Origin of the sequence: Streptococcus sp. HMSC072C09, from assembly GCF_001813105.1 — a bacterium.
Taxonomy (GTDB): Bacteria; Bacillota; Bacilli; order Lactobacillales; family Streptococcaceae; genus Streptococcus.
In genome coordinates this window covers 431382-455968 of record NZ_KV811485.1, presented here as the reverse complement: position 1 = coordinate 455968, position 24587 = coordinate 431382, and the positions used below count along the sequence as shown (strand labels likewise).

General features: G+C 36.3%; 24 protein-coding genes. 23 read left to right on the top strand and 1 reads right to left on the bottom strand.

What is annotated here, in order from left to right; all coding sequences use genetic code 11:
* The 8 genes from HMPREF2893_RS02310 to HMPREF2893_RS11160 all read left to right on the top strand — a co-directional run.
* Positions 1 to 811, top strand: an 811-nt coding sequence (locus HMPREF2893_RS02310; protein WP_070673973.1) for a helix-turn-helix domain-containing protein, incomplete at its 5' end; no start/stop codon positions are given.
* Between the two features lie 499 nt (positions 812 to 1310).
* A complete protein-coding gene (locus HMPREF2893_RS02305) occupies positions 1311 to 2444 on the top strand; it encodes a hypothetical protein (RefSeq protein WP_003003205.1) in 1134 nt (377 codons plus the stop codon).
* 14 nt (positions 2445 to 2458) lie between these two features.
* Positions 2459 to 3349: a C39 family peptidase gene (locus tag HMPREF2893_RS02300; RefSeq protein ID WP_070673972.1), complete on the top strand. Its 891-nt coding sequence runs from the start codon at positions 2459 to 2461 to the stop codon at positions 3347 to 3349.
* Positions 3350 to 3385: 36 nt separating this feature from the next.
* The gene (locus tag HMPREF2893_RS11175) at positions 3386 to 3961 is read left to right on the top strand and encodes a hypothetical protein (protein WP_261674170.1); all 576 of its coding nucleotides are present in this window, start codon (positions 3386 to 3388) and stop codon (positions 3959 to 3961) included.
* Between the two features lie 75 nt (positions 3962 to 4036).
* Entirely contained in the window at positions 4037 to 4516 is a 480-nt protein-coding gene (locus HMPREF2893_RS11170; RefSeq protein ID WP_261674169.1) for a hypothetical protein, read from the top strand.
* Positions 4517 to 4578: 62 nt separating this feature from the next.
* The gene (locus tag HMPREF2893_RS02290; RefSeq protein ID WP_083312219.1) at positions 4579 to 5046 is read left to right on the top strand and encodes an ATP-binding cassette domain-containing protein; all 468 of its coding nucleotides are present in this window, start codon (positions 4579 to 4581) and stop codon (positions 5044 to 5046) included.
* Between the two features lie 50 nt (positions 5047 to 5096).
* The gene (locus HMPREF2893_RS11165; RefSeq protein WP_003003195.1) at positions 5097 to 5390 is read left to right on the top strand and encodes an ATP-binding cassette domain-containing protein; all 294 of its coding nucleotides are present in this window, start codon (positions 5097 to 5099) and stop codon (positions 5388 to 5390) included.
* A 73-nt stretch (positions 5391 to 5463) separates the two neighbouring features.
* Entirely contained in the window at positions 5464 to 5871 is a 408-nt protein-coding gene (locus tag HMPREF2893_RS11160; protein ID WP_261674168.1) for an AAA family ATPase, read from the top strand.
* Between the two features lie 225 nt (positions 5872 to 6096).
* On the opposite strand, the gene HMPREF2893_RS02280 is transcribed toward HMPREF2893_RS11160, so the two are convergent.
* Positions 6097 to 7383: a DUF6161 domain-containing protein gene (locus HMPREF2893_RS02280; protein WP_070673971.1), complete on the bottom strand. Its 1287-nt coding sequence runs from the start codon at positions 7381 to 7383 to the stop codon at positions 6097 to 6099.
* 736 nt (positions 7384 to 8119) lie between these two features.
* Here HMPREF2893_RS02280 and HMPREF2893_RS02275 point away from each other — a divergent pair.
* The 15 genes from HMPREF2893_RS02275 to HMPREF2893_RS02205 all read left to right on the top strand — a co-directional run bounded on the left by HMPREF2893_RS02275 (position 8120) and on the right by HMPREF2893_RS02205 (position 24512).
* A complete protein-coding gene (locus HMPREF2893_RS02275; protein ID WP_070673970.1) occupies positions 8120 to 9043 on the top strand; it encodes a hypothetical protein in 924 nt (307 codons plus the stop codon).
* Between the two features lie 285 nt (positions 9044 to 9328).
* On the top strand, positions 9329 to 11260 hold the full coding sequence (locus HMPREF2893_RS02270) for a DnaB-like helicase C-terminal domain-containing protein (RefSeq protein WP_003003200.1): 1932 nt from the start codon (positions 9329 to 9331) through the stop codon (positions 11258 to 11260).
* 96 nt (positions 11261 to 11356) lie between these two features.
* Positions 11357 to 11605 carry a DUF3173 family protein gene (locus HMPREF2893_RS02265; protein WP_003003182.1) on the top strand — a complete coding sequence of 83 codons (249 nt, stop codon included), beginning with the start codon at positions 11357 to 11359 and terminating at the stop codon, positions 11603 to 11605.
* Entirely contained in the window at positions 11598 to 12809 is a 1212-nt protein-coding gene (locus HMPREF2893_RS02260; protein WP_070673969.1) for a tyrosine-type recombinase/integrase, read from the top strand. The genes HMPREF2893_RS02265 and HMPREF2893_RS02260 overlap by 8 nt, the downstream gene beginning before the upstream one ends.
* Before the next feature lie 304 nt (positions 12810 to 13113).
* A complete protein-coding gene (locus HMPREF2893_RS02255; RefSeq protein ID WP_061455579.1) occupies positions 13114 to 13557 on the top strand; it encodes a hypothetical protein in 444 nt (147 codons plus the stop codon).
* A 147-nt stretch (positions 13558 to 13704) separates the two neighbouring features.
* Positions 13705 to 14157, top strand: a complete 453-nt coding sequence (locus tag HMPREF2893_RS02250) for a hypothetical protein (protein ID WP_003007432.1) — start codon at positions 13705 to 13707, stop codon at positions 14155 to 14157.
* A 108-nt stretch (positions 14158 to 14265) separates the two neighbouring features.
* Complete coding sequence (locus HMPREF2893_RS02245) at positions 14266 to 14715, top strand: hypothetical protein (RefSeq protein WP_070673968.1); 450 nt, start codon at positions 14266 to 14268, stop codon at positions 14713 to 14715.
* A gap of 177 nt (positions 14716 to 14892) precedes the next feature.
* Complete coding sequence (locus HMPREF2893_RS02240) at positions 14893 to 16629, top strand: ABC transporter ATP-binding protein (protein ID WP_070673967.1); 1737 nt, start codon at positions 14893 to 14895, stop codon at positions 16627 to 16629.
* Between the two features lie 13 nt (positions 16630 to 16642).
* Positions 16643 to 18421, top strand: coding sequence for an ABC transporter ATP-binding protein (locus HMPREF2893_RS02235; protein ID WP_070673966.1), 1779 nt, complete (start codon positions 16643 to 16645; stop codon positions 18419 to 18421).
* Positions 18422 to 18566: 145 nt separating this feature from the next.
* On the top strand, positions 18567 to 19076 hold the full coding sequence (locus HMPREF2893_RS02230; RefSeq protein WP_070673965.1) for a GNAT family N-acetyltransferase: 510 nt from the start codon (positions 18567 to 18569) through the stop codon (positions 19074 to 19076).
* A gap of 128 nt (positions 19077 to 19204) precedes the next feature.
* On the top strand, positions 19205 to 20779 hold the full coding sequence (cls, locus tag HMPREF2893_RS02225) for a cardiolipin synthase (protein WP_070673994.1): 1575 nt from the start codon (positions 19205 to 19207) through the stop codon (positions 20777 to 20779).
* A gap of 15 nt (positions 20780 to 20794) precedes the next feature.
* Positions 20795 to 21454 carry a DNA alkylation repair protein gene (locus HMPREF2893_RS02220; RefSeq protein ID WP_070673964.1) on the top strand — a complete coding sequence of 220 codons (660 nt, stop codon included), beginning with the start codon at positions 20795 to 20797 and terminating at the stop codon, positions 21452 to 21454.
* Between the two features lie 283 nt (positions 21455 to 21737).
* Positions 21738 to 22739 (top strand): DUF3137 domain-containing protein, encoded by a 1002-nt coding sequence (locus HMPREF2893_RS02215; protein ID WP_070673963.1) that lies wholly within the window; start codon positions 21738 to 21740, stop codon positions 22737 to 22739.
* Complete coding sequence (locus tag HMPREF2893_RS02210; RefSeq protein WP_070673962.1) at positions 22736 to 23290, top strand: LemA family protein; 555 nt, start codon at positions 22736 to 22738, stop codon at positions 23288 to 23290. The genes HMPREF2893_RS02215 and HMPREF2893_RS02210 overlap by 4 nt, the downstream gene beginning before the upstream one ends.
* A gap of 145 nt (positions 23291 to 23435) precedes the next feature.
* The gene (locus HMPREF2893_RS02205) at positions 23436 to 24512 is read left to right on the top strand and encodes an aspartate-semialdehyde dehydrogenase (RefSeq protein WP_070673961.1); all 1077 of its coding nucleotides are present in this window, start codon (positions 23436 to 23438) and stop codon (positions 24510 to 24512) included.
* Positions 24513 to 24587: the final 75 nt, after the last annotated feature.

The window sequence follows — 24587 nt, the reverse complement described above, 5'->3', positions numbered from 1 at the left end:
GAAATCAAAACATATTAGTCAAGAGGAAGTTTGCCAGGATTACACTTCAAGAGCGCATTTATCGCGTATTGAATCGAACCAAGTAGTGCCTAGTTTTGAGTTGATGGAGCATCTTCTAAAGCAAGTTGGCCTAGATTTCGAAGAATTTCGATATATATGTCATTCTTACCACCATTCCGATAGAGAAGAAATTATCTTATTGGCAGAAGATAACAATGCCTACCAATCAAATGATAAATTATTGGAACTGAAGAATAAGAGTGTAGCTTATTTAAAAAAATATCCTAATGATATTCCTGTGTCAAATATACTAAAGAGAGTAGAGGTCATTCTTTGTTTACGAGAATCTGGTCCAAATGAAAAGGTAAGAATGATGGCCACGGAAGCATGGAACGAAATTAAAAATCAGGATGTCTGGTATCATAGTGACCTCAAATTAATTGTCGTTATTTTATTTACACTTCCACTAGAAACAGTGATTTCTATCTGTGATGAAGTGATAGATAGGCTCAATGATTACTCTGATTATACAGAGATTCTTCCCACCAAGTATAAATTACTCTCAAATTTAGCTAGTATTTTTCTGTGGAATGGTTTGATGGAGAAGTGTACGAGTATCAGTTATCTATTGTTAGATACGGCCAAAAAAAGTAAGCGATATGATTTTCTAGGAAATGCTAAAGTGACACTTGGAATTTGTTTAAGTGATAAAAAGCTAGTTGATGAAGGCTTGCAGTTACTCGAATTAACGGATGAACAAACACTATTGGAAGCATGTCAGTCAGATGTGAATCGTTTTATCAAGGAATGAGTTTCTAAATGGATTTAGTCATAAAACGGTTTGAAGATATAATCGACATATTGTTGTATCCATGCTCAATGGTTATTGGGTAAGGGATGGCAACCTACACATTATCCCGTTAGATCAGCTAGTTAAGCAATATTTGAAAAAATGATCATTTAATTTAACAAATAATAATTTTGAATTGCACCTCAAATGTTAGAGTTCGTCTAATATTTGAGGTGATTTTAATATGAAATACAATTATTTTCAATTATCACATAAAGAGATTTCCGTTCAGAAGACTTTGATAGCATAGTTTGAACCAATAAATACTGAGGAAAATATTTTGAGTTCATTTATCTAAGTATAAAATGTGTATATAAGAGACAATTTGACATTTGCTTTTTTATTTTGTGTATTATTATTCTAGAAAGAAAAAAAGATTTCAATTTTAAAATCGTTCGTTATCTTTTTATTGTAGATAAATAGGTAATGAAGTAATGCTTAAGTCAGGAGGTATAGGCTGATGAAGAAAAAAGATCTTGTCAAACAAAAATTTTTAAGTTTTATCATCATCGGTATTATCATTCTCTTATCAGCCTGCACACTTATAGGGCCACAAAAAAAATCTCCTTCCGGTAGTACCAATGTGTCTAGGAAAATAGGGTTCGAGGAAAGAAAGGCAGAAGATTTATTAAAAAATTCTATTTCTATCCCTTATCCAGATGGGAAAATCTTTACGCCTACCGCACTGTCAAATGATGGGATTGCTTATGGCGAGGCTGTCGACCAAGGACACGAAGATCAGAATTATCTTGCCAGTATGAATGTACATACCAAGGAATTTCAAAAGATAAAAGATGTTGAAAGGACATCCAATCTGACTCATGTAGCTGTTAGCTATGTAGATCATGATATTGTTGTTTTTGAAGAGTATGATCAACTCAATCAGACAGGGATCTACTATCTTTGGAAGATAAAAGACAAATCTTTAACGACACTGATCGATAGGAGACCTATTGGAACGGTTCCAGTTACTCAAGTAGCTCGATCCAACCAGAAACTCTTTATAAATTATGAAGTAGGCGATAGCCTATATCAAATTGAAGAATTTGACCTTGAAACATGGGCTCATCAGCCGATTGAATCAGAAAATAGCGGTTTTCCGACTGTCTTTAAAGATCACTTGTATTATGTACAAATTGATAACACAGCTTTAACCACAAAAATTGTAGCCTACTCATTAAATGATGGGCAGAAAAAAGTTATAGATCAAACAAAGGATGATCAACGCTATTATGTCGATTTATTGACGAACGGGCACAATCTCCTTTACTTGGTTGCAAATAATAAAGATGCTTCGTTTACCTTCGAAAATAAAAACCATAAAAAGATATTTTCTACTTCACAGGCAGAAACCTCCATATATCGCAATATTTATCTCACATATATGGGAGAAAGAAGAAATGAGGAGCGTGTTAAATCTCAATATTATTTGTGGGATTTGAGGCATCGGATTCATTATTTATATGATCATGGCCCCATTTTACTATCGGATAAAGGGATTCTATGGATTCAATTCAAAAAGAAAGATAGTGAGATTCCAAAAGGTGAAATCTATCGAAATGAAAACTCCGTAATGCGCTATCAAGAATGGTAGAAAGGAGAAAAATCATGAGAAAAGTTCATTTATTCCTTGTACTTCTGACTTTGCTTGGTTTATCTGGCTGTACAGAGACACCAAAAGAAAGCCAAACAAGTCCTTCCAGCTCTCGTAAGGTCACATCCTCTTCATCAACAACAGTTACTGTAAAAACAAAGGAGCGTACAGAACCTAATCCACCAATGCCAGCAGAAGTAGCAGAGCGATTAAAAATTAAGGAAGGCAATACGGAAGCCGGTGGTCAGGAAACATTGCCATCTTCAAGCGAGGAACAAGCTTCATTGAAAGAGAATACGCAACCTTCTCAATCGGTCAAACAAGAAACATCGTCCAAAGAGAATCAAGGAATCCGAAAACTATTGCCTATTTCTTTAAAACTTCAAGAAGAATGGTATTTCTGTGCTCCTGCGACAGTCCATATGATGCTGGCTAGTCGAGGGGTTAGCGTCTCTCAACATCAATTGGCTAAGGAAATGGGGACTTATAATCCCTATGGGACTCATAATCGAGATGCGATTCGCGTCTTGAATCATAATCTATTTGGCTATCCAGAACCAAGTGGAAACCAAGCGGGTTATCGACTAGCTACTGTAACAGACGCTCGTCCAGATTCTGAAGATCTCCGAATCTTTAAAGAACGCGTGCGCAAAGATATTGATGATGGCTATCCTCTCTATTACACCTTCAATGTGGCACAAATCTATCCTGGAAAAAGTGGGGAACATAATGTGATTGGAGTAGGCTATGAATTAACATCAGATAACAAGGACATCGCAGCAATCTATTATCTAGACCCCGATACACATGTACAGGATCCAACCTATGGAGGCTTGAAGAAACTGACACCAGAGGAGTTATTAGCAGCCATGGTTACATGCGGTGAGAAAAATTATGCTTGGTGAGAAAGTGAGTCGTGAAATGGATAGGAGGGATAACCTATGAAACGCTCTTATCTTTTTGGGATTTTATTTCTATTCTTCCTTTTGCTTTCTTGTTCTAATGTCCAAACACCAATGTTTCGAGTCGATCCAGAATCGAATCTTTACTTGGTCACCTCAAAAAGTATTCAATCATATACTAAGAAAGAGAATAAGCTCGAGTTACATCGAGTAGAAAAAATTGATGTAGCAACGTATGTTAATCTCTGGTTTTCGTGTTTAAACAGTGGTGATAAGATGATCGTAACTGAAGGTGATGATTTTGCACCAATAGATCATCAAAATATCATTTCAATTGATTTTTCCAAAGGCGAGATAAGGAAAAATCATACTAAGAATTATGCAATGATGGGATCAGGTATCTCTTCTAATTACTTTTATACTGCTCAAACAGATGCAAACTCAGGAATATTAACAGTCTTTTCTCTTAATGGAAAGCAAGTTTTTCAGAAAAAATTTAACCAAATGACAGCAATTTCGAGTCAGATTGTTGAAAATAATTCTAACGTATATGCTGAGATTGCTTATCAAGATCCAAAACGAAATCGTCCAGAAGGCGTGTTAGATTCAGATTAAATAGTACTAAATGAAAAAGAGCATTGGAAAGAAAAAGATATAATTCGATTAACTTCAGATGGTAAAAAGGTTGAAATGTTAGAAGGCTTGGCAATTGTCAAAGATAGGGCATTCGTAAGTATCTCTGCAATTCGTGATACAGAAACTTTTGAGAAGGTGGCAGGAAACCAATTGTTGTCAGTCGATTTGCACACTGGAGAAAGGAAATTATTTACCTTACCCAATCCTTATCCTAATATGCTTTATCCAAGTCCAGATAATCATTACCTTGTCGTCAAGCACGAGGTAGAAGGAAAGAATATTTTATCTGTTCTTGATTTACAAAATGAAACTATAAAAGCGATTGTGTTGGATGACAATTCAGGTGAAACACCAGAGGAAATAAATTCTCTTACAATTTCAAATGAAAATATGTTGTATCTAGCTACTGGTAGACATTTATTACAATATAGTCTCAAGGATGCTAAGTTGATTGAGAAACAGAAATTAAAATTGGGAAAAGATGATTTTCCAATCGGATTAAGAATCGTAGAAAAAGACTTAGGGTCAAATTAATAATAAAGGCTCATTGTCAACTGTAGTGGCTTGATAAAAAGTTACAATCTGGAGAGGACTAAATTGGTTCTCTCCTTCATATAAGAAGTAAGTTAGCATACGTTAGTCAGGATCCCTATGTATTTGAAGGGACACTGAGAGATAATTTAACTTTGGGAAATTCAATGATTGTAGATGAAGAAATCAATAGGATTTGTATCGAATTTGGTTTATTTGAACTTACATCAGAGGGAAATGGGCTAGAGCTATTTCTTCTAGAAAATGGAGAGAACTTATCTGGTGGTCAAAAACAAAAAGTTGGATTGGCTAGAGCTATACTAAGTAATCCTGAAATTTTATTATTAGATGAGGCGACAAGTAGTTTGGATAAAGAATCCGAGAAAAAAGTTTTTGAATATTTAAATTCAATTAAAAAAAACATGATAATAATAAGTATTTTTCATGAAGATAGCTTCATGAAATTTGTAGATAGATTTATTGTTATGGATAAAGGAAGAATCATTTATGATGGATTTCCCTTAGATAAGTAAATAAATAGTATGGTTGAGTATAAACGTTGTTAACTAAAAGGGAAGACGAAATGGCACTATTACAAATTATTGGTCTAAATAAATCGTATAACAAAAAGAAAGTAATTGAAGATTTGTCATTTGAGTTGCAGAGTGGCGAAATAATGGGACTCATTGGACAAAATGGTTCTGGGAAAACTACAATATTCAAGACGATTTTAGGTTTAGTAAAAAAAGAATCTGGTGAAATTAAAATCAATGGGAAACTAATTGAAGGGAACTCAAAGGGCTATTTGAATACTATCGGTACGATTATTGAATATCCTACATTTTATGAATCTTTAACAGCTAGACAGAATTTCTAGTCTTTATGATGAAGTAAACTTATCAAAAGAAGATCTTTTAAACTATCTGCATTTAGTTGGTTTAGACAATAGTGTGGATTGTAAAGTATCTAGTTTTTCATTAGGTATGAAACAACGTTTGGGGCTTGCTCAAGCCTTAATCCATCAGCCAACTATCTTATTATTAGATGAATCATTCAATGGATTAGATCCCATAGGAATGAAAGAGTTTAGAGACTTGCTCATTGAATTGTCTAAAAAAGGAGTTGGGATTGTAATTTCGAGTCATTCATTGGAAGAATTAAGTAAGTTAGTAGATACAGTTACAATTATCAATCAAGGGAAAGTAATTTTCCAAGGGAAAAAGACAGAATTTTTATCACTTGGATCTATAAAGAACGTTTGGTTGTTGAAAACTGATAACTTAGAACTTACAAAGTCTATCTTAAATAACTTAAACATTGTTTTTTCTGAGATAAGTAAAAATGTGTTTGTAGTATAATTTAATTTTGATTAGTTTAATAAAAAAGTGTTTGGTATATTTGGGGTAGCTAAATAGACAAATTGTATTCTTTTTTCTTTCAAATATATTCTCGGATATGGTACAGTTAAGTAACCTGGATTAGGGGCTTATCTTTAATTGTAGTAGCTGTGATTATTTTAGTAATCCAAATAATCTGTATTCAGACAATTTATAAAAGCAAAAAAACGGCAATTGCCGTTTTTATTATAAATTCTTTGATAAAATAGCTAAAATTGTATCACTATCATTTGATGTATCTGTTTTTACTAATCCTGTTTCAACTCTACTGAATAACGAGTTAATTATTATTAGTCGCTCTTCTTTGTCAATATCAGTTCCAGCATAGGTAAGAGCTTGATAAAATCTTGTCAAAGCAGCTTTTTGTTTATATTCGGTGGCTATATGATGATTTGACATAACGATTTTTATCAATACTCTAATAATATAGATAAAAAATGAAATAACTGAAATAAGTATAAACGACTCGGATATAAATGGAAGATCTTTTTTGATAATATTTAAAGAATAATCATGGATAACGATAACCAATAATACTAAAGTAAATATTAAAGCCAAGACTGCACCAATAAGGAAGTATGTCCATATTGTAGCTTGTTTTTGATGTTCTACTGCACGTTCATTCCAAAGTTTCTCTGGAGCTTCTAAAGAAAGCTTGTTTTTATAGGTTTCCTCCAAGTCGTTCAGATTGTTTTGCTTTTCTTCTTGCCATTTGTTAAGAGATTTTTGAAATTCAGCAAATTCAGAAACTTTTTTATCAAATTGTTTCTGAATTTCATTATGTTTATCTTCTGTGAACGACGTAATCTCTCTATACTGTTTATCGGATTGAACTGAAATATCTCTTAACTTGTCTGTTATAGGAGCTACTATATTTGTTTCAAAATCAGAGCGATTCTCTTTAATGTTCGAAAAGCTTTTTCTAAGTAGAAATAGGGCTGGATAAAATTTATACTCATAAGAGTTTGAAAAATAACTACCAATGTAACTTGGATTCTTAGAAAGATATATATAACTTTTTATAGCTTCAACAAGATTGTTTTGAGACTGTTGAGTATAGAAAGAAACAAAACTTTTTATTTTATGAATTTCAGAATCTCTATCAATAGGAGAAGCTATCGATAATATGTATACCTTCTCACCTTGTTCTCCATATTCAGAATTGCTTGATAGATTGTTGTAAATGTATAAATTTATATTGTCTATATTTAATTCTTCAAGATTGAAAATATAATCTTTTACCTCATTAAACTTATCTTTCAAATTTTGCCAATTTGACAAAAAACTGTTGGGAGCTTTATCATTAATCGAACTCCAATAGGTAAAGTTACTGTTTATAATTCCTTCAAGCTCGTCAAATGTAAAAATGTCTTCCCTTTCGCTGAAATTAATTATAAAATCGTTAGAAATAGAGAATCTAAAGAGAATCTTATCATTTATAAAATTTGCTACTTGACTTTTAGTTAAACCCATTAAATCCCCCTATGTTATAAAGTAATTAGTTATCACTAACTATTATATCACAGAAAAGTAGTAGAAAATAAAAAGTATAGATATTATTATTGACAAAATTATTTATTTATCAGGACCTCGATGATAAGATATATTACGAACAATCATACAATAAAATAGACATTTATTGGTATCATTTTGGTTGCTAAACAGACAAAATGTTTGATTTTTTCACAGTGAACATAAATAGAATGTTAATTTATCAGCTTTCTTTTTTAGGTCAAATCAAATCTCGGAATTAGAAGAGAAATAAGCTTTGGATTGAAATAAATCATAAATAACTATACAAATTGTCTCTCCGTATAGGAAGGATTTAGTGTTCTTCAGTTGAAACTATAATCCTAGGTATGAAATTAAAAAATTATTTTAATTTGGTCATTAAAAATTTTTTCAAAAAAATTTTAATCCTATATGGAAGATCTTATAATGTGTATTAAAATCCTTAAAATATCGCTATTTCCGCTATTTTAAAGGGTACTTTGTAAAGTGTCCTTTTTAAATTTTAGTAGAAAATTGAGCAATTTTTGGTAGAAAAAGCGACTTTTTTTGATTTTTCTTTTTTTTACTTTCATCAAAAAATGGCAGACTATAAGTATGAAAAGAAAATTTATTGAGTGCAAGAGAGTTGTAGCATCAGCTACAACTCTTTTTTTTGCTCTCAAAAGTCTTTTCAAATAAATAAAAAAGAGGTTATATAATGCCTGTAGATAAAAAAGAGAAAATCGAGAAGATTTTAAATGCACCAACTATAAATTCGCTAACTTCTGTTAATTTGAAAACAGTTAACAAAGTAAGGGATCCGATCACTAATCGAACATCGATTCATTTAGATACTGGTACGATTCATATTGAAAACTATGACGATAACAAAGATTATTTCAAGCTTCGAGTATTGAAGATGTTGGATTTATTGATTTTTCTTATTGGTAAGAAGAATAAATATAGACTAAGTGAAGAAGATGCTGTTAACTGCTTGGTTGAATTTTCAATTAAACAGTATTCAGAACTGCTAGGGAAATCTAAACCAGCAAGTATCTCAACGAAAAAGAATGTACGTTGTATCATTGATGAAGCATTATGCTTGCTCAAGGATCTTTCTATCAGTACTAAAGAAAAGAGAGGTGCACATCATGTTGTATTCAATGATATAAAATTTATTGAGGAATTCAAATGCGAAAATGGAATTTTTACAGTTCAATTGACTGAAAAATTCGTTAGATATTTAATCACATCTTATGTGACAAATTTTCCTCTCGAACTTTTTAAAATTGATGAACGTAGTAAAAATGTTTATTCTCTTGCAAAGAAATTAGTCTATCATCAAAGTAACAAAAATAATCGAAGAAAAAAGACTAATGAAATTATTTCCGTTGAAGCTTTATTAAATGTATGTCCCCAAATTCCTCCTATAGAAGAAGTAAGATTAAAAAAAGGTGGTTGGCGTTCAAGAATTGAAGAGAGCTTTGCTAATTCACTTGATAAACTAATCGATTATAAAATCCTAGTTAGTTGGGAATACTGTAATCCAAAATGTGAACCTTTATCAGATGAACAGTTAGGAATGAACTCATTTTTTGAATTTCAGAAATTTAGAATTTATTTTAAAGTTTCAGGGATTTAAATTCACTGATTTATCGATTTGCTTCGATTAAATCAGGATTTATGGGGTATGTTGAATTAGAAATTGGGGTATGTTGAATTAGAAATTGGGGTATGTTGAATTTGCTAAAAAAATTTTGATCCTTGGTATCACTGATATTATTAGTATTTCTGATTTTCAATACTAATAATATTAATAAGCAGCATATGCCTTCAATTTTCATATTGAAGGCAATGCTATAATTTTGCCTGTAAGAAAAAAAGTCCGGATTTATTTTTTTACTGGAAACTACAAAAGGAGAAAAAAATGTTTGAAGAAGAAAAATCTTATTTGAAAGCATACATTGAACAAATCTCTGAACCAAGTCGTAAAGGTGGTAAGGGAGCATATATTTGCCCCCTCTGCCACAGTGGTGAAGGAAGAAACAGAACTGGTGCTTTTCACATTTACGATGAAATCCAGTGGAAATGTTTCTCTTGCGATAGAGGTGGAGATATCTTTGATCTTATCGGCTATGTAGAAGGAATTGATAAATTTAAGGATCAATTGAAGCGTGTCAGAGAATTGTTTAATCTATCAACTGAATGTGATGAATTAAAGAACCAGAGGACTGAATATTTGAATTCCAATGCTGTTTTTCCTTTAAAGGAAGAAGAGAAAAAAGATAATTATTTAAGCTTTTATAATGAGGCCACAAAGCATCTCTGTGAAACTGACTATTTTCTTAAACGAGGGTTGAGTTTTTCAACAGTCCAACGGTTTAAAGTTGGTTACGTAAAAAAATGGAAGCATCCCAAAGTGACTAATCCTAATGTTCCTGAAACACCTCGGTTAATTATTCCTTTAAGTGAAAGTTGTTATTTTGCTCGTGATACAAGGGAAATTGTACCCGGAACTCAATTGAGCTATATGAAACAGAAGGTGGGAGGGAGCGATATTTTTAATAAAAGCGAACTCTTCAAAAAATCTACGGATCCCATTTTTATTGTAGAAGGCGAAATAGATGCCATGAGCATCGTTGAAGTTGGTGGAAAGGCAGTAGCACTTGGCAGTATTGGAAATATAAATAAATTAATTAATCTTATTTCTGATCTAAAAATTGATCGTACATTCATTCTTTCATTGGACCAAGACGAAAAGGGGAGAGAGGCTGAACTAAAATTAGCAGAGCAATTTAGAAGTAAGAAAATTAAATTTATTTCTTGCAAATTAACTATTGATGATGTAAAAGATCCTAACGATATGTTAGTGAAAAATAAAGGAGTATTTAACAAAATGGTAGAAAATGCAATCAATCAAACAAAAAGTGAAAAAGAGCGGTATCTTGAATATTCAACAGCTAATCATCTTTCGAAGTTTTTTAATGATATTACGAATGGTTCAAATACTTCATGTATTAAAACAAATTTTGAAGGCTTAGATGATCTGTTAGAAGGTGGTCTTTACGAAGGCTTGTATTGTGTTGGTGCAATTTCCTCCCTTGGAAAGACAACATTTGTAACTCAGATTGCTGATCAAATTGCAGCACAGGGAACAGATGTTTTGATTTTTAGTATTGAAATGTCTAGGTGGGAAATAATTAGTAAAAGTATTAGTCGTCACACTGTTATCGAATCTATTGCCTCTAATAGTGATATCAGAAATGCAAAAACAGCACGAGGAATTACTGAGGGGAGTAGATATTCAGGTTACAGCAACCCAGAGAAGGATTTGATTAAAAAAGCTGTAGCAAATTACTCGCAGTACTGCAAAAATATTTACATTGTCGAAGGTACTGGACCTATTGGTGTGGAGCTAATTCGGAAAACTGTTGAAAATCATCTCAAATATACTGGAAAAGCACCTGTCGTTATTATTGATTACTTACAGATTCTATACCCGGTGAATGAACGATTAACTGAAAAACAAAACACAGATAGATCGGTAATAGAATTGAAAAGGATTAGCCGAGACTTTAAAACACCAGTAATTGCTATTTCTTCTTTTAATAGAGAAAACTACAAATCTGTTGTAAGTATGCAGTCTTTCAAGGAGAGCGGAGCAATCGAGTATTCTAGCGATGTTTTGATTGGACTTCAACTAAAGGGGACTGGTCAAGGAAATTTTGATGTTAATGAAGCTAAATCGAGAAATCCACGAGAGATTGAGTTAGTGGTTTTAAAAAATCGTAATGGAAGAACTAGCATTAAGATGGAATTTGACTATTATGCGATGTACAATTATTTTAAAGAAAAGTAGTTTAAGGCTTTTGGTTAATGATCTAATTTGTTGAACTATTCTAAGCCTTATCAAAAGATGGAAATCTCTGTAATTAAGAATTAGAAGGAAGAGATAATGCAAACAATAAATCATACAGAATTAATGAAATTAGGTTTTCCTGAACATACGGCACGGGATATTATAAAACAAGCAAAGTTAATTGCTGTTCGACAATTTGAAGAATCTAGAGCTTTATCGAATAATGTGGTAGAATTAAGTAAATCACCATTTGATAATTCTCGTCTTAATTTAGCTCCTACGTATATTGTAGAAGAATTACTCGGCTTTAAGTTGCTTTCTGAAAGAAAGGAACAAAATGAGTAAAAAATATAAATGCGTAAGTCGAAATAAGAAAGGAAAAATTTACTATGAGGTTGAATTCAGTGTAGATCCGTCTACGGGTGACCGAAAGAGGTTTAGGGTTAAATCTTATAAAGATCAATTTGGAATTGATTTTAAAACAGAAAAGCAAGCCTTTGACGAAGTCTGTAGGATAAGAACTGAATACAATGCTAAAATATCTAGTGCCAGTGCAAATAGGCCACAATTAGATATTCCATTTTCAAAATTTATGGAAGATGTTTATTTGCCTTATTATAAGAAAACTGTTCAGCCCGTAACCTATCAAACTGCTTATCCTCAGTATAAGACTTTTATTGAAGTTTTTGCTGACAAGAAATTGTCTGAAATCAATGTTCGGGAATGCGAAGATTTTAGATTATCTTTAATGGAAGACTACTCTCCAAACTACGCAAAAGGACTTTGGTGTAAACTGAAGAAGTGCTTAAATTATGCAGAACGCTTGGAATACATCGAGAATAATCCTTGTAGAAAATTAGACAATCCTAAAGGAGAAAAACCGAAAACTGAATTTTGGACTGTGGAGGAACTTGATAAGGTATTAAAAACTTTTGATCTGACAGTTTATGAAGAAAGGCAGTTTTATACGGCTATCTGGCTTTATTTTATGACGGGGATGCGAGTCTCTGAGGGTCTTAGTTTAAAGTGGTCAGACATAGATCTTAAAAATAAGGTTATTCATATTCAGTCTACCCTTGAATATCAAGGGAATGGGAAATACGTTCGAAAAGAGCAGACAAAAACTAGGGCAGGCATGCGTTTCTTAGAAATAGATGACGAAACTGTTAAAGTGTTGCAAAATTGGAGAACTGTACAAGTGTATAATAGAGAAGATAATTTCGTATTAGCACGGTTTAACTCTCCAATGAACAAATCTACCTTAAGTCGAATGTTAAAAAGGCATGCACTAGCGGCTAAGGTTCCGGTTATTACTGGGAAAGGTCTACGTCATAGTCATGATTCATTTATGATAAACGTTCTAAAAAAAGATGTTTTGTATGTCTCGGCTCGTTCAGGAAGAACGGACAAAGCTACAACTCTAAACACCTATTCTCATTTCTATGATAGACAGATTGTAACTGGCGGTGCTGAAATAACAGAGGTGTTAGGAGAGCTGGGACTAACTGCAAATCCCGCCACAATCCCGCCAAGTAAAGAAACCGAGTGAAAATTAGCTGTATGAGAACAACTAAAGCAACGACGCTTCAGTTACTCTTAAATAATAGAGTTTCCAATCAAAATGAAAACCGAGGTTTAGACCTCGGTTTTTTTGTCGTTGAAAATAATGATGATAGAATGTGAATAGAGGGCTTTTATAAAGCTAACATGTGTAGCTCTCTTTATTTTCTCTAAACCTACTAAATAGTGCAGTTTTAATGATGTTACAATGATTTTACATTTGCTATATTCCCTTGAGATGTTGCTAATTTGTTGCTATAATGGCTATAAATCATATCATAAAGGAGAAGATGATGAAAAATTTTAAACGTCTTTTGTTAGCTGTTGTAGCTGTCTTTGCAGCCGTCCTTTTGGTAGCTTGTGGCGCTAAAAGCGATAATGGGACTTACGTGTTTGAGCCTACTAAGGATGAGATCAAAGATATTATGCCAAGTGAATTTCAATCTTTGATAGGTGATAATTACTCATTCACTATTTCGATTACAATCAATGATAAGAAAGGTGAGATGAAAGTAGACACCAATGCAGGTGGTCAAAATGTAAATCAAGTGATTGATTTGGAAGTAGACCAAAAAGCTAAAACTCTTGTCTCAAAAAATGAGTATGGGAAAGCGGAAATTACTTATCAAGTTTCAGGAAATGTGTTAACGATTAAGGATGTGAAGAATTCTTTGATGGGTGACACAGACATGTTTAATAACTACATGAAAATTGCTAAGTTCAAAAAAGTTAAATAAGCAATCATGGCGGGATTTAAATTCCGCCTTATTCTATTTCTTTGTTGATACAAGAAATATTACAAGAATATGACATTTATAAACTTTCATTGCCGTGTACCTGAATTGTTGATATAATAGTGTTAATCTAACTAAAAAGGAGAAGTTATGAAAAACTTTAAACGTATTCTTTTGGCTGTAGTAGCTGTTTTTGCAGCAGTCCTCTTGGTGGCATGCGGTGCCAAAAGTGATAACGGGACTTATGTCTACAAACCATCAAAAACTGAAGTGAAGGAAATCCTTGAAGAACAAGGTGCTCCAAGTTCAAGTGTAGATGCATTGATCGACAATGTTAAATTGGAAGTTTCAGTGACCATTAAAGATAAAACAGGTAGCCTTAAAATTAAAGGTGAAATGATGGGACAAAAGACTGACCAATCATTTGATATGAAAGTTGACCAACAAAAGAAAACTCTTCAATCTAAAACAGGTGAAGGTGAGAAGGTTAAATACAAAGTTTCAGGCGATGTGTTCACTTTTGATTTATCTGGTGAGAAGAGTTCAGGTCATGAAGCCGCTTTGGAAATGTTCAAAAACGCTAAATTCAAACGTACAAAATAATACAAAAGAAGGGCAGAGAGTATCTGCTCTTTTTCTTCTTTAAAACATCTTGAATCGGTATTAAAATAGTGGTAAAATCTGATTATAAAATACATTAGGAGATTGATTATGAAAAATATTAAACGTATTCTTTTAGCTTTCGTTGCAGTTTTTGCAGCCGTCCTATTGGTGGCATGTGGTGCCAATAGTGATAATGGGACTTATGTCTACAAACCATCAAAAACTGAACTCAAGAAAATTCTTGAGGAGCAAGGCTTATCAGGTAGTCAATTAGAGTCTATTGGAGACGTTATTAATTTTGAAGTTTCTATTAAGATCAAAGATTCTAAAGGAACCCTCAGCATCGCGGGTGAAGTCGCTGGTCAAAAGAATGAGCGATCTTATGATGTCAAAATCAATCAAAAAGAGAAAACAATCTCGTCAAATGATGGTAGTGGAGAAAAGATTACATACAAGGTCGATGGTGACTATTTGACATTTGATCTTTCTAAGTTAAGTAATAGCAACCAAGGGGATCTTATGATTCTTAAAAATGCTAAACTCAAACGCACAAAATAAAGCGACTGAAGAGTGGGGAAACCTGCTCTTTTGCTTTACTTTTATGACTAGTTTGGTATAATGAATGAGACTACAGATGGGACTGGGGCAGGAATGATTTTCTTTGAAAATGATTTCGTCTCGCTCCCTCTTTTCTGTGTGATCTAGGAAATTATTTATGGAAAAGGAGAATCATCTATGCAATATATTTGGTCTTACTTGAAAAAGTATCCCAAGTGGCTAGCCCTGAATCTATTTTCGGCCGTCCTTTTTGTCATTGTCAATTTAGGTTTGCCAACGATTCTGGCTCGCATGATTGATGAAGGGATTAACCCGCGTGATGTGGATCGGCTGTATTTCTGGGGCTGGGTTATGTTTGCGATCATTTTGCTTGGGATTGTGGGACGGATTATCTTGTCTTACGCGGTTGGTCAGCTAACGACCACCATGGTCCGTGATATGCGCAATGACCTCTATGCTAAGTTACAGGAGTACTCACATCACGAGTATGAGCAAATCGGGGTATCGTCATTGGTCACTCGCTTGACTTCAGATGCCTTTGTTTTGATGCAGTTTGCGGATTCTATGTTAAAGATGGGGGTCATCACACCCTTGATGATGGTTTCCAGTGTTCTCTTGATTCTCACGACCAGTCCTTCTTTAGCGTGGATTGTAGCGGTATCAGTACCATTTCTTGCTGTCGTCGTCTGGTATGTAGCAGTTAAGACACGTCCTCTTTCTGAGAAGCAACAAAAGACCCTCGACCATCTTAATCAATTTGCCCGTGAAAATTTGACTGGACTTCGTGTGATTCGTGCCTTTGCCCGCGAAGAATTCCAAGAGGATAAATTTGCGGCTGAAAATGAAGTCTACGCGGAAAACTCGAATAAATTGTTCAAACTAACTGGTTTGACAGAGCCCTTATTTGTGCAGATCATCATTGCTATGATTGTGGCGATTGTCTGGTTTGCTTTGGATCCTCTTCATGACGGTAGTTTGAAAATTGGGGATCTGGTTGCTTTTATTGAGTATAGCTTCCACGCGCTCTTATCTTTCCTCTTTTTAGCCAATCTCTTTACCATGTATCCTCGGACTGCGGTTTCTAGCCGTCGTCTCAAGGAAATCATGGACATGCCCATTTCGATCGATCCAAATGAGAATGGTGTAACAGAAACAGCATCTCGTGGCTATTTGGAATTTGACAATGTCACCTTTGCTTATCCGGGTGAGACAGAGAGTCCAGTTCTTCACAACATTTCCTTTCAAGCCAAACCTGGCGAAACCATTGCCTTTATCGGCTCGACTGGTTCTGGGAAATCTTCACTTGTGCAGTTGATTCCTCGATTCTATGATGTCACCCTAGGGAAGATTTTGGTGGATGGTGTGGATGTCCGTGACTACAATCTGAAAGCCCTTCGCCAAAAGATTGGTTTTATTCCACAAAAGGCCTTGCTCTTTACGGGAACCATTGCTGAGAACCTTCGTTATGGGAAAGAAGACGCCTCTGTACAAGAGCTAGAACAAGCAGCTGAAATTTCCCAAGCCAAGGAATTTATCGACAGCCGTGAGGAACGCTTCGACACGCATTTAGCAGAAGGTGGTAGCAATCTTTCAGGTGGTCAAAAACAACGCTTGTCCATCGCACGTGCTGTTGTCAAAGATCCAGATGTCTTTATTTTTGATGATTCCTTCTCTGCCTTGGACTACAAGACGGATGCCACTTTGCGGAAGCGTCTCAAAGAAGTTACAGGAGATGCGACCGTCTTGATCGTAGCGCAACGTGTGGGAACCATTATGGATGCGGATCAAATTATTGTCTTGGACCAAGGGGAAATCGTTGGTCGAGGAACCCACGATGAATTGATGGAAAGCAATGAGATCTATCGCGAAATTGCTAATTCGCAGCTCGATAGTCCATCATTAACAGAAGAATAGAAAGGAGAAGCAGATGAAACAAGAACAAAACAGTTTTAGTAGACTATGGACTTATTTGAGAGCCTATCGCTTGGAAGTTTGCTTGTCCATTTTCTTAAAAATCCTGAGTGTCGTCATGAGTGTTGTCGAACCCTTTGTTTTGGGGCTTGCTATTACTGAGTTGACAAAAAATCTCATGGATATGGCAAAAGGCCTTGCGGGAGCTGGTCTTAACACCTCCTATATCGCGATCATTATGACGCTCTATCTATTCCGTGGGGTTCTCTATGAGTTGGGATCTTATTATTCTAACTATTTCATGACCAATGCTGTTCAAAAGACCGTTCAGGACATGCGAAATGATTTGTCTCATAAAATCAATCACATTCCCGTTTCTTATTTTGACCGGCATCAGTTCGGAGATTTGCTAGGACGTTTTACTAGCGATGTCGAAACCGTCTCGAATGCCTTGCAACAGTCCTTCTTACAAATCGTTAATGCTATCTTTACCTTGCTCTTTGTCATCAGCATGGTCTTATACTTAAACATCCAGCTAGGGCTAGTGGTCATCTTGTCCATTCCGATCACTTATTTCAGTGCTCGATTTATCATGAAAAAATCCCAGCCTTACTTTAAAGAGCAGGCAGATGTTTTGGGGGCAATGAACGGCTTTGTGCAAGAAAATTTAACAGGCTTTAATGTTCTTAAGCTCTACGTTCGGGAAAAATCTTCCCAGGAAGAGTTTCATGATATTACCCATCACCTTCAAAAAGTAGGATTCAAGGCTAATTTCATTTCTGGCTTAATGATGCCGATTTTAAATGGAATTTCAGATTTGACCTATCTCATTATCGCTTTGTTTGGTGGCTTGCAAGTGATAGCAGGTCGTTTGACTGTCGGGAATATGCAGGCCTTCGTTCAATATGTTTGGCAGATCAACCAACCGATTCAAAACTTGACCCAATTGGCAGGACAGCTACAAAGTGCTAAGTCGTCTCTAGATCGGATTTTCCAAGTCATGGATGAACCAGATGAAGTAGCAGATGTGACAGAAACCCTCTCTGGAGATTTGACAGGGCAAGTCAGCTTTAAAAACGTGGATTTCCAATATGTAGCGGACAAACCCTTGATTCGTGATTTCAACCTAGAAGTCAAGCCAGGTGAAATGGTGGCCATTGTCGGACCAACCGGAGCAGGGAAAACAACCCTGATTAATTTGCTCATGCGCTTTTACGATGTGACTGCAGGATCGATTACAGTCGATGGTCATGATATTCGCCATCTGTCTCGCCAAGATTACCGCAAACAATTCGGAATGGTGCTTCAGGATGCTTGGTTATATGAAGGAACCATCAAAGAAAACCTTCGCTTTGGCAATCTCGAGGCAACGGATGAAGAAATTGTTGAAGCCGCAAAGGCAGCCAATGTCGATCACTTTATCCGGACACTCCCTGGTGGTTACAATATGGAAATGAACCAGGAGTCTAGCAATATTTCTCTTGGGCAAAAGCAACTTCTAACTATTGCGCGTGCGCTCCTTGCTGATCCTAAGATTTTGATTTTGGATGAAGCGACGTCTTCTGTCGATACGCGTTTAGAGCTCTTGATTCAAAAAGCCATGAAGAATTTGATGAAAGGGCGGACTAGCTTTGTTATTGCTCACCGCTTGTCTACCATTCAAGAAGCAGATAAAATCCTTGTCCTCAAAGATGGCCAAATCATCGAGCAAGGAAATCACCAATCCTTATTAGCAGATAAAGGATTCTACTATGAGCTCTACAATAGCCAATTTTCAAATAAAAAAGCGGAATAAGCTAAAGAGGTTGAGACTGGATTTCTCAACCTCTTTTCTATATAAATCCTTTTGCAAAAAAAGAAACTATTAGATCATTGCCTCTCTTCATTGACAGTGAGAAGGCAGATCGGTATACTAGGTATAATCTAATGAGGAGGCCACCATGATGATTCGACCCGTTCAGCTCAGCGATGCAGCGACTATCCGAGCGATTTACCAACCTTATGTGACAGAGACAGCCATTACCTTTGAGCTCGATGTGCCAAGTGTCCAGGAATTTGAAAGTCGCATCACAAAAACGCTGATTCAATTTCCCTATTTGGTCGCAGAAGTGGGTGGGAAAGTTGTGGGGTATGCCTATGCCTCGACCTATTATGCACGCGCTGCCTATGATTGGACAACTGAATTATCTATTTATGTAGCAAAAGAAGCGCGTGGACAAGGGATTGGATCGGCCCTTTATACGGCCTTAGAAGAAGAGTTACAAGCACGAGGCTACTTGCGCTTTCTGGCTTGTATCGCAGTGCCGAACGATGCTAGTATAGCTATGCATGAAAAGCGGGGCTATGTTCAAGTCGCTTATTTCCCAAAGATTGGCTATAAGTTTAACAAATGGCATGATATCGTCTGGATGCAAAAGACCATAGACGGCCCTGTTAGGAAAATAAAGTAGAATTCACGACATTTGTAAATCACAATAGCTAATTATCCCTACCTTTTTCATAGGCTAAAACGATACTAATAAAATTACTGAAGGAGACCGAAAGTTGTGATGGTCTCCCCTACATGAAAGGAGTCTATATGACTCAAGAACAAAGTGCTAGGCTGTTACCTCAAAAGCCCTCCAGATGGGCCAAAATTCTACTTAACCGAAAGGTTCCCATTCTTCTGTTCTTCTTACTGGAATTGGCCTTTCTTGTCTTTTCATATCTCAGTCTACAAGAGCATTTCCCATCCATTATCTTATGGGAACACTTGTTGAGTGTCTTTACCTTCTTTTACTTGCTCAATCGTTCCATGGATTCTCGTTCCAAACTGTCCTGGGTGATTATCATTGCCCTCTTTCCAATTTTTGGGACGGCTCTGCTTTACTTTTCGTTAGCTGAGTTGGGTGTGAGACGCTTGAAGAAGCGGCTTGAGGATGCTACAGTGCAGGCATCCGATTATCTAAGCACCGATCCAGAAGTTGCTGATTATTTATCCCAAAGTGATCGCCAATTACAGAAATTAGCTTATTTTCTGGAGCATAGTCCAGCCCAGTTTCCTATCTACAGAGACACAGAGGTCACCTATTTTCCACTTGGAGATGACATGCTACCAGCCTTGTTGGAGGATTTGAAAAAGGCGGAGCGTTATATCTTTATGGAATATTTCATTATTGACGAAGGGATCATGTGGGGCGAGATTTTAGCCATTTTGGAGGAGAAGGCCAAGGCAGGTCTGGATGTTCGTGTCATGTTTGATGGGATGAATGAGATGACTACCTTGTCCTACGATTATATCGAGCGCTTGCACAAGGTTGGCATTAAAGCTCAGGCCTTCTCACCAGTCAAGCCTATTCTATCAACCTATTACAATTACCGAGACCATCGAAAGATTACAGTGATTGATGGTCAATTTGCTTATACTGGTGGCGTTAATATCGCTGATGAGTATGTCAATAAACGAGAACGCTTTGGTCATTGGAAGGATACGGCCCTTCGATTAGATGGTTCAGCAGTTCAAACGCTAAAAGCTCTCTTTTTGACCATGTGGACAGTGACTGGAATAGAAGATAAAAGGGATATGGAGCGCTATCTACAAGAAAAAACTCAACAAAGAAAGAGTCAGGGCTTTGTACTCCCTTATGGCAATTCACCATTGACCTATCACAAAGTGGCTGAGGATGTTTATCTTCATTTACTGAATACATCGACCGATTATGTTCACATCATGACCCCTTATTTGATCTTGGATGACGAATTGGTTAGAGCTATGACTTTCGCGGCCAAACGCGGAGTAGATGTTCGGATCATTATGCCAGGGATTCCAGATAAACAATATGCCTTTGATATTGCGACGACCTATTTTAAAGTGCTCTTGGATGCTGGCGTCCGTATTTTCCGTTATACCCCAGGTTTTGTCCATGCTAAAGTTTATGTTTCTGATAGCCAACAAGCTGTGGTAGGAACCATTAATACAGACTACCGAAGTCTTTATCAAAATTTTGAAGATGGGGTCTATCTCTACAAAACTCTGGAAGTGCTAAAGATTGAAGAAGATTTTGAGAAAACCCAGGCTCTCTCAGAGGAAGTCACTCTTGAAAGTTTATCTAAAATGCCTATGGCTCATCGTCTGGGCGGTTATCTTTTTTCTCTGATTGGACCTTTGATGTAAAAAAGGAGGAATCATATGGATACAAAAATTCTTTTGAAATTGTTAGAAGACCAAGCTGATCCAGAGAAAGTCCCAGCAATGGAAGCTTATATGAAAAATAAATTCAGCTTTCTTGGCGTTCAAAAACCAATTCTCAAAAAGATTGAAAGAGATTTTTTTAAGCCTTTCATAAAGGATCCAATTGATTGGGCTTTTGTGGAAGAGTGTTGGCAGCAACCGTACCGTGAGTTCCAATATATTGCTATGGTTTATCTGGATAAAAAGAAGAAGGAGCTTAGACCTGAAGATTTTCCAAAGCTAAAGGAATTGGCTCAAACCAAATCATGGTGGGACAGTATAGATCAATTGGACCTTATCATCGGAGAGATTACTTTTCACTATCCAGAAACCAAGCAGGTTATGCTAGATTGGAGTAAGGATCAGGACTTTTGGTTGAGGCGGATTGCCATTGATCACCAGCTTATGAGGAAAGAAAAAACAGATACGGATTTGTTAGAAAAAGTGATCCTCAATAATCTAGGTCAAAGCGAGTTCTTTATAAATAAGGCAATCGGCTGGAGTTTACGCAATTATTCCAAGGTTAATCCGGATTGGGTAGGGGCCTTTATCGACCGCTATCGAGAGCAGTTATCTCCTTTGAGTATTCGAGAAGGAAGCAAGTACCTACCTTCTTGACAGTTTGTGGATGTTCATGGTAAACTAGATTTATGCGATGAGTCGATTGGCTCTTAGGAGCCTTTTGCGCTGAGGAGGTCTACATTCAATTGTAACGCAGGAGCGGACCTTGAACAGTTGTGTGAACCGGCTGTTCTCACCGAAAGGTGCCTCAAATCCTGGTCTTCGGATCAGGATTTTTTTGTGTCTTCAAAGGTCCAAAACTATTATAATACATTTGCTACAAAGTTATGTTGGTGTTATAATATAGTAAAGTGCCTAGGTCAGAAAGGAGTGGAGTTGATTGGGAGATTTCTATCATTCTAATGATTCAGCATCTACAGACTATTCGCAGAAAATTGAAGAGCTTGAAAACTCCAAACAATTTCAGGATGCCATCGGATTGATCCGAGAACAGATGAAGAACAATCTTCAGTGGAATGTTTTGCGATCCTTTGGTATTATTTGCGCCATATTGTCTCTCATTTTATTGCGTTTTGCAGCTATTCCTTTGATCCTTTTAGTTGTTGGTTTGTATTATTGGCCACAATATAAAAAACGAAAAGCCTTGTTTGGGGATCGAATTCGTTCGAACGATGAGATCTATCTTGATGATATCCTTTCGCCTGTATTAAAGGAAGTTTTTCCTCGAGCTTCGATCAAAGAGGACGGTTCCATCCCTTCTGAAGCTCTCTCGCATTTATGTCCTCGGTCGACTGATTTTCTATGTTTCAAAGAGCTATCATTTCATGATGACAAAGAGCTGACAGTGTCAAATCTCTATGCCCATCATACGGAGACTCGTTACCGGACATCTAATGGTCATACGAGGACGGAACATGTGGAAGTTACAGATTTCCTTGGACAAGTGTTCTCTTTACATCTACCGATCAATTTCTCAGGTCATCTTCGAGTTGTGCCAACCAAGAAATCCTTTCTTTTTAAGAGGGAGGTGAATGGGGTTTATCCTGGAGCCAGAGGAGATGAAGTTCAGATTGAAACCGAGGATATTCGCAATAACGAGAATTACAATATTTACTGCACGGATGAACTGTCTGCCCGTAAATTTCTCACCCCTAAGATGTTGGAATGGTTTGATCGACAAATTTCTCAAAATGTCATGTGTGTATTTTTGAAAGACAAGAAACTATTTATTTCTTTGTATACCGATCGCTATATCTTTCCGACGCCCCAAAAACCGGAAGATATTGATCAACTATCTTTGGTATCTGAATATCATAAATTATGCAAAGAACTAGCTTTAATTAAGGAAATAACAGCAATTTTTGAAGGAGAAGCATCATGAACCTCATTATTGGAATCATTCTATTATTTGTTGCCCTATTGGCCATTTGGTTTATTAGTGTAGGAAATCGCCTCAATCGCTATCTAGTAACCATTGAAGAATCAAAGAGAACCGTTGATATCGTTCTCGTAAAACGCTATGATACCATTTCGGAAATGCTAAAAGTAGCGAAAGCCTATGCCAAACACGAGCAACAGATTTTTACTGATTTAGTTGCTTTACGCCAAGGAGCGACTATACAAGAATCTAACCAAGTTATTACCAATCAAAATGATGTCTTGGCACAAATTCGTGCAGTCGGTGAAAACTATCCAGAGCTCTTGTCTTCTAACCAATTCTTGGCCTTGCAAAAGGAAATTGCTGACGAAAATGAAGATCTTGCTGCAGCGAAGCGAATTGTCAACAGTAATGTCAGCCACATCAATCAAGAAATTGTTTCCTTTCCAGCGTCTATCGTAGCAGGTGTAAAGGGGATCCATCAAGTTCCATTCCTTGCTGAAGAAACACAAGGTAAGAAAGATTTAAGCGACTTGAACTATGACCTGAACTAAAGAGCTATTTATGATAAATAACCATCAAGAATCCTGGTCTTAGAATCAGGATTTTTTCCTACTGTTGGTACTTTTCATTTATGCCAAAAAATTGTATAATAGTACAAATACTCAATTTTTAGAAAATTTTGAAAGAGGATTTACTATGGGATACACAGTTGCTGTTGTCGGTGCTACAGGTGCCGTTGGTGTTCAAATGATCAAAATGTTGGAAGAATCTACTCTTCCAATCGATAAAATTCGCTACCTTGCGTCAGCACGTTCTGCAGGAAAAGTCTTGCAATTTAAAGGGCAAGACGTGACCATTGAGGAAACGACTGAAGATGCTTTTGAAGGCGTTGATATTGCTCTTTTCTCAGCTGGTGGTTCAACATCTGCCAAATATGCACCTTATGCGGTGAAAGCAGGCGCAGTAGTGGTTGATAACACTTCTTATTTCCGTCAAAATCCGGATGTCCCATTGGTAGTTCCTGAAGTCAATGCACATGCTCTTGATGCTCACAACGGAATCATCTCTTGTCCAAACTGTTCAACCATCCAAATGATGGTAGCGCTTGAACCAGTCCGTCAAAAATGGGGCTTGGACCGTATCATCGTGTCTACTTACCAAGCTGTTTCAGGTGCTGGTATGGGAGCTATTCTTGAAACCCAACGTGAGTTGAAGGAAGTCTTGAATGACGGAGTCAACCCACGCGATGTCAAAGCGGAAATCTTGCCATGTGGTGGTGATAAAAAACATTACCCAATTGCTTTCAACGCTCTTCCACAAATCGATGTCTTCACAGATAATGACTACACATACGAAGAAATGAAGATGACAAATGAAACCAAGAAAATCATGGAAGATGATAGCATTGCCGTTTCAGCAACTTGTGTGCGGATTCCAGTCTTGTCAGCTCACTCAGAGTCAGTCTACATCGAAACAAAAGAAGTGGCACCAATTGACGAAGTGAAAGCTGTGATTGCTGCCTTCCCAGGTGCCGTCCTTGAAGACGATGTCGCTCACCAAATTTACCCACAAGCGGTTAATGCGGTAGGTTCACGCGATACATTCGTCGGACGGATTCGTAAAGACTTGGATGCTGAAAAAGGAATCCACATGTGGGTTGTTTCAGATAACCTCCTTAAAGGAGCTGCTTGGAACTCAGTCCAAATCGCAGAAACTCTTCACGAACGTGGACTTGTACGTCCAACAGCTGAGTTGAAGTTTGAATTGAAATAGGGAGAAAAACAGAAGTCAGTAACTCGAAGAGTTTGATTTCTTCCGTAGCTTTTAAGCGAATCAACTTGTTTTTAT

Bases quoted from the DNA above. Each gene is read 5' to 3' on its own strand.
- HMPREF2893_RS02305 (WP_003003205.1), top strand. From the start codon at position 1,311: ATGAAGAAAAAAGATCTTGTCAAACAAAAATTTTTAAGTTTTATCATC.
- HMPREF2893_RS02300 (WP_070673972.1), top strand. From the start codon at position 2,459: ATGAGAAAAGTTCATTTATTCCTTGTACTTCTGACTTTGCTTGGTTTA.
- HMPREF2893_RS11175 (WP_261674170.1), top strand. From the start codon at position 3,386: ATGAAACGCTCTTATCTTTTTGGGATTTTATTTCTATTCTTCCTTTTG.
- HMPREF2893_RS11170 (WP_261674169.1), top strand. From the start codon at position 4,037: ATGTTAGAAGGCTTGGCAATTGTCAAAGATAGGGCATTCGTAAGTATC.
- HMPREF2893_RS11165 (WP_003003195.1), top strand. From the start codon at position 5,097: ATGGCACTATTACAAATTATTGGTCTAAATAAATCGTATAACAAAAAG.
- HMPREF2893_RS02280 (WP_070673971.1), bottom strand. From the start codon at position 7,383: ATGGGTTTAACTAAAAGTCAAGTAGCAAATTTTATAAATGATAAGATT.
- HMPREF2893_RS02275 (WP_070673970.1), top strand. From the start codon at position 8,120: ATGCCTGTAGATAAAAAAGAGAAAATCGAGAAGATTTTAAATGCACCA.
- HMPREF2893_RS02270 (WP_003003200.1), top strand. From the start codon at position 9,329: ATGTTTGAAGAAGAAAAATCTTATTTGAAAGCATACATTGAACAAATC.
- HMPREF2893_RS02265 (WP_003003182.1), top strand. From the start codon at position 11,357: ATGCAAACAATAAATCATACAGAATTAATGAAATTAGGTTTTCCTGAA.
- HMPREF2893_RS02260 (WP_070673969.1), top strand. From the start codon at position 11,598: ATGAGTAAAAAATATAAATGCGTAAGTCGAAATAAGAAAGGAAAAATT.
- HMPREF2893_RS02255 (WP_061455579.1), top strand. From the start codon at position 13,114: ATGAAAAATTTTAAACGTCTTTTGTTAGCTGTTGTAGCTGTCTTTGCA.
- HMPREF2893_RS02250 (WP_003007432.1), top strand. From the start codon at position 13,705: ATGAAAAACTTTAAACGTATTCTTTTGGCTGTAGTAGCTGTTTTTGCA.
- HMPREF2893_RS02245 (WP_070673968.1), top strand. From the start codon at position 14,266: ATGAAAAATATTAAACGTATTCTTTTAGCTTTCGTTGCAGTTTTTGCA.
- HMPREF2893_RS02240 (WP_070673967.1), top strand. From the start codon at position 14,893: ATGCAATATATTTGGTCTTACTTGAAAAAGTATCCCAAGTGGCTAGCC.
- HMPREF2893_RS02235 (WP_070673966.1), top strand. From the start codon at position 16,643: ATGAAACAAGAACAAAACAGTTTTAGTAGACTATGGACTTATTTGAGA.
- HMPREF2893_RS02230 (WP_070673965.1), top strand. From the start codon at position 18,567: ATGATGATTCGACCCGTTCAGCTCAGCGATGCAGCGACTATCCGAGCG.
- cls (WP_070673994.1), top strand. From the start codon at position 19,205: ATGACTCAAGAACAAAGTGCTAGGCTGTTACCTCAAAAGCCCTCCAGA.
- HMPREF2893_RS02220 (WP_070673964.1), top strand. From the start codon at position 20,795: ATGGATACAAAAATTCTTTTGAAATTGTTAGAAGACCAAGCTGATCCA.
- HMPREF2893_RS02210 (WP_070673962.1), top strand. From the start codon at position 22,736: ATGAACCTCATTATTGGAATCATTCTATTATTTGTTGCCCTATTGGCC.
- HMPREF2893_RS02205 (WP_070673961.1), top strand. From the start codon at position 23,436: ATGGGATACACAGTTGCTGTTGTCGGTGCTACAGGTGCCGTTGGTGTT.